This is a genomic window from Kitasatospora sp. NPDC056273, from assembly GCF_042268845.1.
In the GTDB taxonomy this organism is placed as follows: Bacteria; Actinomycetota; Actinomycetes; order Streptomycetales; family Streptomycetaceae; genus Kitasatospora.
This window is the reverse complement of record NZ_JBHJSJ010000027.1, coordinates 20170-34312: the sequence shown is the minus strand read 5'-3', so window position 1 is coordinate 34312 and position 14143 is coordinate 20170. Positions and strand designations below refer to the sequence as shown.

At 78.4% G+C, this 14143-nt stretch carries 1 protein-coding gene; it reads right to left on the bottom strand.

The window, feature by feature from the left end:
- Positions 1–82 precede the first annotated feature (82 nt).
- Complete coding sequence (locus ACFCY1_RS23570) at positions 83–13984, bottom strand: SDR family NAD(P)-dependent oxidoreductase (protein WP_375875957.1); 13902 nt, start codon at positions 13982–13984, stop codon at positions 83–85.
- Positions 13985–14143 lie beyond the last annotated feature (159 nt).

Here is a 14143-nt window from a genome sequence, read left to right as displayed (position 1 = left end):
GCGTTCCACCTCGGGGTGCTCGGGCTGTGGGTACTCGGTCTGGGCAGCGCTCGGGCGGCCCGCGGGAGGGTCGGCGGTACGGTCATTCGATGCCGAACTCCTTGCCCAGGAGGTCGAAGACCTCGTCGTCGTCCGCGGCGGCGAGGCGCTCGGAGACGTCCTGGCCGGCGGCGGTGCCGGCGCCGTTGCCGCCGCCGGTGGCGGGGCCGCCGGCGCGGCGCTGGAGTCGTTGCCACTTGGCGCTCAGTGCGGCGAGCTGCGCCGCGACGGCCTCCTCGTCCCCGTCCGTCCCGTCGCCGTCCTCGCCGAGCCGGTCCAGCAGGCCCGACAACGAGGCGTCCAGCCGGTCGAGCTGGGTGCGTACGGAGTCCGGGCCGGCGCCGAGCTCGCGCAGCAGGTGCGCGGCGAGGGCGGCGGACGTCGGGTACTCGAAGACGACGGTGGAGGGCAGGGTGACGCCGGTGGCGGCGGCGAGCCGGTCGCGCAGTTCGATGGCGGTCAGGGAGTCGAAGCCGAGGTCCCGGAAGGCGCGTTCGGCGTCGATGTCGGCGGTGCTCCCGTGCGACAGCACCAGGGCCGCCTGGGCGCGCACCAGGTCCGTCACCGCGGCCGGCCGGCGGGCGGCGGGCAGGGCGAGGACGGTGCGGGCGAACTCGGGTGCCGTGCCGCCGTCGGCCGGGCCGGCCGGTTCGGCCGCCGGGGCGGCCGCTTCCGGCAGGTCGGCGAGGAGCGGGCTCGGGCGGTGCAGGGTGAAGGCGGGCGCGAAGGTCCGCCAGTCCACGTCGGCGATGGTGACGAGCGCGTCGCGCCCGTCCATGGCCTGGCCGAGCGCCCGGACGGCGGTGCCCGGGTCCAGGACGCCCAGGCCGTGCCGGACGGAGGACCGGGCGCCGGCGCCGCCGTCGGCCCAGGGGCCCCAGGCGACCGAGGTGGCGACCTGTCCGCGGGCCCGGCGCTGCTCGGCGAGGGCGTCGACGAAGGCGCTGCCCGTGGCGTAGCCGGGCACCAGGGCGCTGCCCCAGGTCGCGGCGACGGAGGAGAACAGGACGAAGTCGTCCAGGTCGAGGTCGGCGGTCAGTTCGTCGAGCCAGCGGGCGCCGGCGGACCGGGCTCCGGCGACGTCGGCGAGTTCCCGCGCCGTGGTGTCGGCGACGGCGGTGGCCTGTCCGGCGCCGACGGCGTGCACGACGCCGCGCAGGGCGGGGCCGCCGTCGGCGGTGATCTGCCGTAGCAGGCCGCCGAGTTCGGCGCGCCGGGTGGTGTCGCAGGCGGCGATGGACAGGGCGGCGCCGGAGGCGGCGACGTCGGCGGCGAGCCGGGCGACGTCGGCGGTCAGCGGTTCGCCGGCGGCGAGGACGACGCGTTCGGCGCCGCGCCCGGCGAGCCAGCGGCCGACCTCGGCGCCGATGGCGCCGGTGCCGCCGGTGACCAGGACGGTGCCGCGCCCGGGCCGGGGGGTGGCGGCGGCCGCGGCGGCGCGGACCAGGCGGCGGGCCAGGATGCCCTGCGGGCGCAGGGCCGTCTGGTCCTCGGCGACGGCGCCGGACAGCAGGGCGGCGAGCCGGCTGCCGGTGCGGTCGTCCCAGGCGCCGGCGGGCGGCAGGTCGACCAGTCCGCCCCAGTGCCCGGGGTGTTCGAGGCCGGCGACCCGGCCCAGTCCCCAGACCTGGGCCTGGGCGGGGCTGCCGCTCTCGCCGGGGCCGGTGGCCACGGCGCCGGAGGTGAGCACCCACAGCGGGGTGCCGGGGGCGCCGGCGCCGAGCTGCTGGATGAGGTCGAGGGTGGCGGCCACGCCCCGGGTCATGGTCGGGTGCCCCTGGTCCGGGGACTCGTCCAGGGCGAGCAGGGAGACCACGCCGGCGGGCGCCGGGTGGGCGGCGAGGGCGGTGCGGTCGGCGTCCGGCAGGGTGCGGACGTCGGTGGCGCCGTGCTCGGCCAGGGCGCGGGCGACCTTCCGGGCGGTCTCCGGGTCGGCGGCCGCGCCGACCAGCAACCAGCTGCCGGTCAGTTGCGGGGGTGCGGGGTTCTCGGCGGTCCGGGTCCAGGTGATCCGGTAGCGCAGGCCGGTCAGCGCGTCGTCGGGCTCGGGGGCGGCGGGCCGGGCCGGTTCGGGCCAGTAGCGGCTGCGCTGGAAGGCGTAGGTGGGCAGGTCGACGAGGGTGCCGGGGCCGTGCACGGCCGCCCAGTCGACGGGTGCGCCGGCCACGTAGGCGGTGGCGAGCGAGGTGAGCAGGCGGCGGGCGCCGCCGTCCTGGCGCCGCAGCGTGCCGGTGACGACCGCCGCCTCGCCGAGGGTGTCCCGGACGGCGCCGGTCAGCGCGGGGTGCCCGGACACCTCGACGAACACCCGGTGCCCGCTGTCGCCGAGGGTCCGTACGGCCCGTTCGAACTCGACGGTGCCGCGCAGGCTCGCGTACCAGTAGTGGGCGTCCAGCTCCCGGCCGTCCTGCCACTGCCCGGTGTACGCGGAGACCAGCGGGACGTCGGCCGCGCGGGGCTCGATGCCGGCGAGGGCGGCGAGGATCTCCTCGCGCAACTCCTCCACCTGGGGGCTGTGCGAGGCGTAGGCGATCGGGACGCGGGTGGTGCGGCAGGTGGGCGGGCAGGCGGCGGCGAACTCGTCGAGCGCGTCGGGGTCGCCGGAGACCACGCAGGAGCGGGGGCCGTTGACGGTGGCGAGCGCGAGCCGTCCCTCGAAGCCGGCGAGCCGTTCGCGCACCGTGTCGGCGGGCTCGGCGACGGAGAGCAGGCCGCCGCGTCCGTCCAGGGTGCGCAGGGCCCGGCTGCGCAGGGCGGCGACCTTCGCGCCGTCCTCCAGGGTGAGGGCGCCGGCGACGGTCGCCGCGGCGATCTCGCCCAGGGAGTGGCCGACGACCGCGTCCGGGGAGACCCCGGCGGCCTGCCAGACGGCCGCCAGCGCCACCGAGACCGCCCAGACGGCGGGTTGGAGCACGTCGGCGGCGAGGAAGTCGTGCTCGCCGGCCAGCACGTCCGCGAGGTCCCAGTCGACGTACGGGCTCAGGGCCCGCGCGCACTCGTCCAGCCGGTCGCGGAAGACCGGTGAGACCTCGGCGAGTTCGCGGCCCATGCCGATCCACTGGCTGCCGTGGCCGGGGAAGACGAACACGGTGCGGCCGGTGCCGCCGGGCGCGACGGAGCCGGTGACGGCGTCGGGCGAGGCCTGTCCGGTGGCCACCGCCGCGGCGGCGGGCAGCAGTTCGGCGTGGTCGGCGCCCAGCAGCACGGCGCGGTGGTCGTGCGGCGGGCGGGTGGTGGCGAGCGACCAGGCCACGTCGCCGACCGGCAGGTCGGGGCGGGCCAGCGCGGACTCGCGCAGCCGGCCCGCCTGGGCGGCGAGGGCGCGCGGGTCGCGGGCGCCGACCGGCCAGGCGACCGGTCCGCCGGTCAGCACCGGGGCGGGGCCGGCGTCCGTCGTCGCGGGCGCGGGCCGGGCGGGGGCCTCCTCGATGATGACGTGGGCGTTGGTGCCGCTGACGCCGAAGCTGGAGACGCCGGCCCGGCGGGGCCGCTCGCCGTCCGGCGCCCAGGCGACGGGCCGCTGCAGCAGGGCGACGTGCCCGGCGGTCCAGTCGACGTGCGGGGTCGGGGTGTCGGCGTGCAGGGTGCGCGGCAGCTGTCCGTGCCGCAGGGCCAGGACGATCTTCATGATCCCGGCGACGCCGGCGGCGGCCTGGGTGTGGCCGATGTTGGACTTCACCGAGCCCAGCCACAGCGGCCGGTCGGCGGGCCGGTCCTGGCCGTAGGTGGCGAGCAGGGCCTGGGCCTCGATCGGGTCGCCGAGTTCGGTGCCGGTGCCGTGCGCCTCGACGGCGTCCACGTCGGCGGCGGTGAGGCCGGCGCCGGCCAGCGCGGCGCGGATCACCCGCTGCTGGGAGGGGCCGCTGGGGGCGGTGAGCCCGTTGGAGGCGCCGTCCTGGTTGACGGCGCTGCCGCGGACCACGCCGAGCACCTGGTGGCCGTTGCGGTGGGCGTCGGAGAGCCGTTCGACCGCGAGGACGCCGACGCCCTCGGCCATGCCCATGCCGTCGGCGCCCTCACCGAAGGCCTTGCACCGGCCGTCGGCGGCCAGGCCGCGCTGCTGGGAGAAGCCGACCAGGTCGCGCGGGGTGGGCATCACGGTGACGCCGCCGACCAGGGCGAGGTCGCACTCGCCGGCCCGCAGCGCCTGGGCGGCGGAGTGCAGGGCGACCAGCGAGGAGGAGCAGGCCGTGTCGACGGTGAACGCCGGGCCCTCCAGGCCGAGGAGGTAGGAGACCCGGCCGGACAGCACGCTGGTGGCGGTGCCGATCATGGCCTGGCCCTCCAGGCGGTGGTCGGCGTGGCCGGCGGCGCGGGCGGTGAGGTGGTCGTAGCCGGAGCCGAAGCCGCCGACGAACACACCGGTACGGCTGCCGCGCAGGCCGGTGGGGTCGATGCCGCCGCGTTCCAGGGTCTCCCAGACGACCTCCAGCAGCAGCCGCTGCTGCGGGTCCATGGTGACCGCCTCGCGCGGGCTGACGCCGAAGAAGGCGGCGTCGAACTCGGCGGCCTCGTGCAGGAACCCGCCCTCGCGGGCGTAGAAGGTGCCGGGCCGTTCGGCGGAGGGGTCGTAGAGGGCGGCGAGGTCCCAGCCCCGGTCGGTGGGCAGGCCGGTGACGGCGTCCTGTCCGGCGTCGAGCAGCTGCCACAGCTGCTCGGGGGTGTGGATGCCGCCGGGCAGGCGGCAGCCCATGGCGACGATCGCGACCGGGTCGGCGAGCGGGTCCGCGCCGGTGGCGCGCGGTGCGGCCGGGGCGGCGGTGTCCGGTCCGCCGCCGACCAGCCGGGTGCGCAGGTGCGCGGCGAGCACCTGCGGGTCCGGGTAGTCGTACAGCAGGGTGGCGGGCAGCGGCAGGCCGGCGGCGGTGCTGAGCCGGTTGCGCAGTTCGACGGAGGTGAGGGAGTCCAGGCCGAGTTCGCTGAAGGCGCGGCCGGGCTCGACGTCGGCGGCCGAGGCGTACCCCATCACGGTGGCGGCCTCGTCCCGGACCAGGTCGCAGAGCAGCCGGTCCTGCGCCTCGGCGGAGGTCAGCGCCGACAGCCGGACGGCCAGCGGGTGCTCCGCCTCGGCGGCGCGCGGCGCCGGGTCCGCGGCGTCGGCCGCGTCGGCGGCCCGGATCTCGGGCAGGTCGCGCATCAGCGGGGCGCGGCGCAGCTGTTCGGGGCCGCGGGCGGTGGCCATCGCGGCGAAGTCGACGGCCATCAGCGACAGTACGGCCAGCCGGGGGTCGGGGTCCTCGACGGCGGCGGCGAGGGCGCGGACCGCGTCCTCGGGCTCCATCAGGACCTCCCACTTGTTGCGGGCGAGCCGTCGGCGGGCGCCTTCGCTGGCCTGGCCGACGCCGCCGCCCGCCCACGGGCCCCAGGCCAGCGAGGTGGCGGGCAGGCCGCGGGCGCGGCGCTGCTCGGCGAGGGCGTCCAGGTAGGCGTTGGCGGCGGCGTAGTTGCCCTGGCCGCCGTTGCCGAAGGTGGCGGAGATGGAGGAGCAGAGGACGAAGGCGTCGAGGTCCAGGTGGGCGGTCAGCTCGTCGAGGTGGGCGGCGCCGCCGGCCTTGCCGTCGAAGGTGCGGGCCAGGCGGGCGGCGTCCAGGCGGTCCAGGACGCCGTCGTCCAGGGCGCCGGCGGCGTGCAGCACGGTGGACAGGGCCGGTCCGGTGGCGGCGACGCGGTCGAGCACGGCGGCGAGCGCGGGGCGTTCGGCGGTGTCGCAGGCGAGGACGTCCACGGCGGCGCCGGCGGCGGCGAGTTCGGCGGCGAGCGCGGCGGTGCCGGCGGCGGCGGGGCCGGAGCGGCTGGTGAGGACGAGGCGGCGGGCGCCGCGCTCGCGGGCGAGCCAGCGGGCGGCGTGGCCGCCGATGTGGCCGGTGCCGCCGGTGACGAGGACGGTGCCGCGGGGGGCGAGCGGCCGTCGGTCGGCGGGGCGGGGCGGCCTGGGGGCGTGGGCGAGGCGGCGGGGCCGCAGGCCGTCGGCGCGCAGCGCGACCTCGTTCTCGTCGCGGGCGGCGAGGACGGCGGCCAGGCGGGCGGCGGCCCGCTCGTCCCACTGCCCGGGCAGGTCGACCAACCCGCCCCAGCGGTCGGGGTGTTCGGCGGCGACGGTGCGGCCCAGGGCCCAGACGGGGGCCTGCTGCGGGTCGGCGGCGCCGGTGCCGGGGTCGGTGGTGACGGCGCCGGCGGTCAGCAGCCACAGCGGGGCGGGGACGGCGGCGTCGCCGAGGGCCTGGACCAGGGCCAGGGTGGCGGCGAGGCCGCGGGCCACGGCGGGGTGGGCGGCGAGCGGGGCGGTGTCGAGGGCGAGCAGGGAGAGCACGCCGGCGGGCCGGGCGCCGTCCAGTGCGGCGGTGAGCCGGCGCGCGTAGTCGGCGCGGTCGGCCTCGGCGGTGTCCAGCTCGACGGTGACGGTCCGGGCGCCGCGCTCGGCGAGGGCCGCGGCGCAGGGGTGGACGGGCTGTCCGGCGGGGGTGAGCACCAGCCAGGTGCCGGTGAGCAGCGCGGGGGCGGGCTCGGGGGCGTGGGCCCACTCGGCGAGGAAGCGCCAGTCGTCGGTGGGGTCGGCGGCCGGGCCGTGGGCGGCGGGGGCGGCCGCGGCCGGGCGGGCCGGCGGCCAGAAGCGGCGGTGCTGGAAGGCGTAGGTCGGCAGTTCGACGCGCCGCGCGGCGTCCCGGACGTCGGCGGGGGCGGGCAGCACGGCGGTCCAGTCGACGGGCAGGCCGTGGACGTGGGCGGTGCCGATCGAGCGCAGCAGCCGGTCGGCGCCGTCGTCGTCGCGGCGCAGCGTGTCGATCACCAGCGGGTCGGGCAGGTCGGTGCGGGCGGCCAGCGTCTCCTGGACGGCGGGCAGCAGCACCGGGTGGGCGGAGACCTCGACGAAGGTGCGGTGGCCGGTGGCGGCGAGGGCTTCGACGGCCTCGGCGAAGCGGACGGTCTGCCGGACGTTGGCGTACCAGTACCGCGGCCCCAGCTCCTCGCCGTCCACCAGCCGTCCGTGGACGGTGGAGAACAGCGGGACGGCGGCGGGGCGCGGCCGGATGTCGGCCAGCAGTCGCGGCAGGGTCTCCGCCAGCGGCTCGCACAGCCGGGAGTGCGCCACGAAGTCGGTGACGGGCACGCGCCAGCGCATCGCCTTGCGCTTGCGCAGCACGCGTTCGAACTCGACGAGCGCGTCGGGTTCGCCGGAGACGACGGTCGTGGCGGGGGCGTTGACGGCCGCGACGGCGAGCCGGTCGCCGAAGGGTTCCAGGAGTTCGCGCACCAGCTCGACGGGCAGCACCACGGAGAGCATGCCGCCCTCGACGCCGAGGCCGGTCAGCGCGGCGGCGCGGACGGCGACGATCCGGGCGGCGTCCTCCAGGGTGAGCGCGCCGGCGACGGTGGCGGCGGCGATCTCGCCCTGGGAGTGGCCCACCACCGCGTCGGGGACGACGCCGGCGGCCTCCCAGACGGCGGCGAGCGAGACCATCACGGCCCACAGCAGCGGCTGCATGACGGCGGCGCCGTCGGGCGCGGGGGCGTCGGGCTCGCCCGCGAGCACGGCGTGCGGGTCCCAGTCGACGTACGGGCGCAGGGCCCGCGCGCACGCGGCGAACCGGGCGGCGAACACCGGTGACTGCGCGGACAGCCGTCGGCCCATGCCCTCCCACTGGCTGCCCTGGCCGGGGAAGACGAACACCGTCCGGTCCTCGCGGGCGGCGCTCTCGCCGGTGAGGGCGTGCTCGGTGTCCTGGCCGGTCATCAGGGCGGCCAGGCCCCGGCCGAGTCCGGCGGGGTCGGCGCCGACGACGACGGCGCGGTGCTCGAAGGGGCTGCGGGTGGTGGCGAGCGCCCGGGCCACGGCAGCGGGCGGCGGGGTGTCGGCGGCGAGGGCGTACGCGTGCAGGCGGCCGGCCTGCGCGGCCAGGGCGTCCCGGCCGCGGGCGCTGACCGACCAGGCGGTGACGTCCGTGCCGGCGGCGAGCAGCGGCGGTCCGGCCGGGGCGGCCGGGGCGTCCTGCGGCGGGCCGGCGGGGGCGGGGAGGTGTTCGGGGGCCTGTTCGATGAGGACGTGCACGTTGGTGCCGCTCATGCCGAACGCGGAGACGCCGGCGCGGCGCGGCGCGTCCTGCGGGGTCGTCCAGGGCCGCTGCTCGGTCAGCAGCCGTACGGCGCCGGACTCCCAGTCGATCTCCCGGGACGGCTCGTCCGCGTGCAGGGTGCGCGGCAGCGTGCCGTGCCGCATGCCGAGGACCATCTTGACGAGGCCCGCGAGGCCGGCGGCGGTCTGGGTGTGGCCGATGTTGGACTTGGCGGAGCCGAGCCACAGCGGCCGGTCGGCGGGGCGGTCCCGGCCGTAGGTGGCCAGCAGGGCGTGGGCCTCGACGGGGTCGCCGAGGGGGGTGCCGGTGCCGTGCGCCTCGACCGCGTCGATCTGGTCGGGGGTGAGGCCCGAGGCGTCCAGGGCGGCGCGGATCACGCGCTGCTGGGAGAGTCCGCTGGGGGCGGTGAGGCCGTTGGAGGCGCCGTCCTGGTTGATGGCGGTGCCCCGTACGACGGCCAGCACGGGGTGGCCGAGGCGCCGCGCGTCGGAGAGCCGTTCGACGGCGATGGTCGCGGCGCCCTCGGACAGGCCCATGCCGTCGGCTCCGGCGGCGAAGGGCTTGCAGCGGCCGTCGGGGGCGAGGCCGCGCTGCCGGGAGAAGCCGACCAGCTGGCTGGGGGTGGACATCACCATCACGCCGCCGACCAGGGCGAGTTCGCACTCGCCCGCGCGCAGCGCCCGGCCGGCCAGGTGCAGGGCGACCAGGCCGGAGGAGCAGGCGGTGTCGATGGTGAGGGCGGGGCCCTCCAGGCCGAGGGCGTAGGCGACGCGGCCGGAGATGATGCTGCTGGAGTGGCCGGTGACGAGGTACCCCTCGGCGGCCGGGTCGCCGTCGGCCAGGCCGTCGCCGTAGCCGGTCAGGGTGGCGCCGGCGAAGACGCCGACGGGGGTGCCGCGCAGCGATTCGGGGGCGATGCCGGCGCGTTCGAGGGCTTCCCAGGAGGTCTCCAGCAGCAGGCGCTGCTGGGGGTCCATGGCGAGGGCCTCGCGCGGGTTGATGCCGAAGAAGGCGGCGTCGAAGTCGGGGGCGTCGTGCAGGAAGCCGCCGCGGTGGGTGACGGACTTGCCCTGGCGGGCGGGGTCGGGGTCGTAGAGGTCCGGGTCCCAGCCGCGGTCGGTGGGCAGGCCGCCGATCACGTCGGCGCCGGAGGCCAGCAGGTCCCAGTACTGGTCGGGGGTGGTGACGCCGCCGGGGAACCGGCAGCCGATGCCGACGATGGCGAGCGGCTCGTCGGGGTCGGCGGCGGCGCCGTCCCGGGCGGGCGCGGCGGCGTCGGTGCCGGCGCCGGTGCCGGTGCCGAGGGCCGTCGCGGCGAGGTGGGCGCCGAGCGAGGCCGGGGTGGGGTGGTCGAAGACGATCGTGGACGGCAGCCGCAGGCCGGTGGCCGTGGCCAGCCGCTTGCGCAGTTCGACGGCGGTCAGCGAGTCGAAGCCCAGGTCGCGGAAGGCGCGCTGGCCGGCGATGTCACCCGCGTCGCGGTGGCCGAGGACGGCCGCCGCGTGGGAGCGGACCAGGTCGGTGGCCAGGCGCTCCTGCTCGGGGGTGCCGGCGGCGCCGGCCAGGGCGCGGGCGAAGTCGTTCCCGCTGGTGTCCGCGCCGTCGGCGGCGGCCGTGGGCGCCCCGGTGGCGGCCGCGCCGCCGTCGAGGGCCCGGCGGGCGGCGGGGATGCGGTCCAGCAGGGCGCTGCGGCGGGCCGCGGTGAACACCGGCGCGAAGTCGTCCCAGGCCATGTCGGCGAGGGCGAGGTAGGGGCCGGTGGCGCCGGCTCCGTCGGCGAGGACGCGGCCGAGCACGTCCAGCGCGCGGTCCGGGTCCAGGAACCGGGTGCCCTGGCGGCGCAGCACGTCGCCGGTGATGGTGGCGGGCCCGTGCGGGCCGAAGGCGTCCGGCGCGGTCCAGTCGCGGGTGTCCCACACGCCCCAGCCGAGCGAGAGCGCGCCGGCGCCGCGTGCCGCGCGCCGTTCGGCGAGCGCGTCGAGGTGGGCGTTGGCGGCGGCGTAGGCGCCGTGCTCGGCGCTGCCCCAGGCGGCGGCGATCGACGAGAAGAGGACGAACTCGTCGGCGTCGGTGACCAGTTCGTCGAGGTGGTCGGCGCCGGCCGCCTTGCCGGCCAGGGAGGCGGCCAGGCCCTCGGGGTCGGTGTCGTCGAGGCGGGTGAGGTGGAAGGCGTTGGCCGCGTGCAGCACGGTGGACAGCCGCGGGCCGGTGGCGGCGACGCGGTCGAGCAGGGCGGCGAGCGCGGAGCGGTCGGCGAGGTCGCAGGCGAGCACGTCGACGGCGGTGCCGGCCGCGGCGAGGGCGGCGGCGTGGGCCGCGAGCCGCGGGCCCGGCCCGGAGCGGGTGGGCAGCACGAGGCGCGCGGCGCCGCGGCCGGCCAGCCAGGCGGTCAGGTGCGGGCCGATGGAGCCGGTGGCGCCGGTGACGAGCACCGTGCCGCGCGGGGACCAGCCGCCGTCCGGCCCGGCCGGACCGGGGGCGGTGCGGGGCGCGTGGACGAGCCGCCGGGCGAAGGCCCCGGCGCGGCGCAGCGCCACCTGGTCCTCGGCGCCGTCGGCGAGCACGGCGGCCAGCCGGGCGGCGGCCCGCTCGTCCCACTGCTCGGGCAGGTCGACCAGTCCGCCCCAGCGGTCGGGGTGCTCCAGCGCGGCGACCCGGCCGAGCCCCCAGACCTGGGCCTGGACGGGGGCGGGCGGGGCGTCGTCGGCGGCGACCCGGACGGCGCCGCGGGTGAGCGCCCAGAGCGGGGCGTCGACCGCGGCGTCGCCGAGGGCCTGCACCAGGGCCAGGGTCGCGGCGGTGCCGTGCGGGACGGCGGGTGCGCCGGGCAGCGGCCGGGGGTCCAGCGCGAGCAGCGACAGCACGCCGGCCGGCCGCCCGGACGCCCCGGGGAGGGCGGCGAGCGCGGCCGTGAGCTCGGCGGCGAGCGCCTCGCGCAGCACCGCGTCGGTGCGCAGTACGACGGCCTCGGCGCCGTGCGCGGTCAGGGCCTCGACGTGCCGGGCCGGGTCGCCGTCCTCGCGGGCGACGACCAGCCAGGTCCCGGCCAGGGCGGGGGCGGTGGGGCCGAGCGGCTCCCAGGCCGTGCGGTAGCGCCAGCCGTCCTCGGCGGCGGTGACCGCCGCCTGCGGCGCGGCCTCGACCCGGCGGGGCCAGTAGCGGCCGCGCTGGAAGGCGTAGGTGGGCAGGTCGGCCCGCTCGGCGCGGGGCAGGACGGCGGTCCAGTCCACGGGCGCGCCGTGGGCGTACGCCTCGCCGAGGGAAGCGAGCAGCCGCGCGGCGCCGCCGTCGTCGCGGCGCAGCGTGCCGACGACCACGGGGTCGCGGTCCGCCAGTTCCTCGCCGACGGCCATGGCCAGCACGGGGTGCGGGGACACCTCGACGAAGGTGTCGTAGCCGTCGTCGCCGAGCGTGCGCACGGCGCGGGCGAACTCGACGGTCTCGCGCAGGCTGGCGTACCAGTAGGCGGGGTCGAGCTCCGGCCCGACGAGCCGGCGGCCGTCCATCGCGGAGACCATCGGGATCCGGGCCGTACGGGGCTCGATCCCCTCCAGCGCGACGGTGACGTCCTCGCGCAGCTCCTCGACATGGGCGCTGTGCGAGGCGTAGTCCACCGGCAGGACGCGGGTGCGCACGTCGGGGTGGAGCGCGGCCAGCTCGTGCAGCGCGTCCGGGTCCCCGGCGACCACCGTGGCGGACGGGCCGTTGACGGCCGCGACCGACAGGCGCTCCCCGAACGGCTCCAGCCAGCCGCGGACGGTGTCGGCCGCGCCGTCGACGGCCATCATCCCGCCGCGCCCGGCGAGGGCGGTCAGGGTCCGGCTGCGCAGGGCGACGACCTTGGCGGCGTCCGCCAGGGACAGGCTCCCGGCGACGACGGCGGCGGCGATCTCGCCCTGGGAGTGGCCCACCACCGCGTCGGGGACGACGCCGGACGCCTCCCAGACCGCGGCCAGCGAGACCATCACGGCCCACAGCGCGGGCTGCACGACGTCGGCGGCCTCGAAGCCGTGAAGGCCCGCCAGCACATCGTCCAACTGCCAGTCCACGTACGGCGCGAGGGCCTCGGCGCACTCGGCCAACCGGGACGCGAACACCGGCGAGGCCCCGGCCAGCTCGCGGCCCATGCCGACCCACTGGCTGCCCTGGCCCGGCAGGACGAAGACCGTCCGGCCGGTGCCCTCGGCGCGGGTCTGCCCGGTCACGACGTCCGCGGCGGGCTCCCCGGCGGCGAGCGCGGCCAGGCCCCCGGCCGACTCCGGGTCCAGCAGCACGGCGCGGTGCTCGAAGGCGGTCCGGGTGGTGGCGAGCGACCAGGCCACCTCGGCGGCCCGCGCCCCGGGGCGGGTGGCGAGGTGGGCGGAGAGCTTGCGGGCCTGCGCGGCCAGCGCCTGCGGGGTGCGCCCGGACAGCACCCAGGCGCTCGACCCGGGCAGGACGGCCGGGGCGGCGGCCCGCACCGGCTCCGCGGCCGGGGCCTGCGGCTCGGGCGCGTCCTCCAGCACCAGGTGGGCGTTGGTGCCGCTGATGCCGAACGCCGAGACGGCCGCGCGCCGGGGGGTGTCGTCCGCGGGCCGGGGCCAGTCCACCGGCCGCTGCAGCAGCCGCATCCGGCCGGCCGTCCAGTCGACGTACTCCGAGGGCCGCTCGGAGTGCAGGGTGCGGGGCAGCACGCCGTGCCGCAGCGCCATCACCATCTTGATCACACCGGCGACACCGGCCGCGGCCTGGGTGTGGCCGATGTTGGACTTCACCGAGCCCAGCCACAGCGGCCGGTCGTCGGCGCGGCCCGCCGCCTGCCCGTAGGTCTCCAGCAGGGCCTGGGCCTCGATCGGGTCGCCCAGCCGGGTGCCCGTCCCGTGCGCCTCCACGGCGTCCACGTCGGCCGCCGTCAGCTGGGCGTTGTCCAGGGCGGCCCGGATGACGACGCGCTGCGAGCTGCCGTTGGGCGCGGTCAGCCCGTTGGAGGCGCCGTCCTGGTTGACCGCGCTGCCGCTGATCACCGCCAGGACGGGGTGCCCGTTGCGGCGCGCGTCCGACAGCCGCTCCAGGACGACCATGCCGGCGCCCTCGCCCCAGCCCGTGCCGTCGGCGTCCGCCGAGAAGGGCTTGCAGCGGCCGTCGGCGGCCAGGCCCTGCTGGCGGGAGAACTCGCGGAACAGCACCGGGGAGGACATCAGGGTCGCGCCGCCCGCCAGGGCCAGGTCGCACTCCTCGGCGCGCAGCGCCTGCACCGCCAGGTGCAGGGCGACCAGGGAGGAGGAGCAGGCGGTGTCCACCGTCACGGCGGGGCCGACCAGGCCGAGGGTGAAGGAGATCCGGCCGGAGAGCACGCTGTTGGCGGTGCCGGTCAGCAGGTGGCCGGTGGCCTCCGCGAAGTCCAGTCCGGCGTCGCTCCCGTAGGCCGCGGCGGAGGAGTAGACGCCCGTGAACACGCCGGTGCGGGAGCCGTGCAGGGTGGCCGGATCGATGCCGGCGCGCTCGACGGCCTCCCAGGAGGTCTCCAGCAGCAGCCGCTGCTGCGGGTCCATGGCGAGGGCCTCGCGCGGGCTGATCCCGAAGAAGGCGGCGTCGAACTCGGCCGCCTCGTACAGGAAGGCGCCCTCACGGGTGGTGGAGCCCGGCAGGTCGGGCGAGTCGTAGAGCCCCGCGGTGTCCCAGCCCCGGTCGGCGGGGAAGCCGGCGACGGCGTCGGCGCCGTCCGCGACCAGCCGCCACAGCGCCTCGGGGCTGTCGACGCCGCCGGCGTAGCGGCAGCCCATGCCGACGACGGCGATGGGCTCGTGCCTGAGCCGGTCCAGTTCCGTCCGGGTGCTGCGCAGTTTGGCCGTCACGACCTTGAGGTAGTCGCGAAGCTGCTGTTCGTCGGCCATGGCGGCCCTGCTCCCCCCGTAGTGAACTGCGAGTCGACGTGCTGACCGCGCGCGTGCACGACGAGCGCGGCCCTGCCACTGGAGTACGTGTTCTTCACGGTGCTGCCACCGCACCGCTCCCGCCGGGCGGGCGGGCACGCGGAAGACCGCGGCCGACCG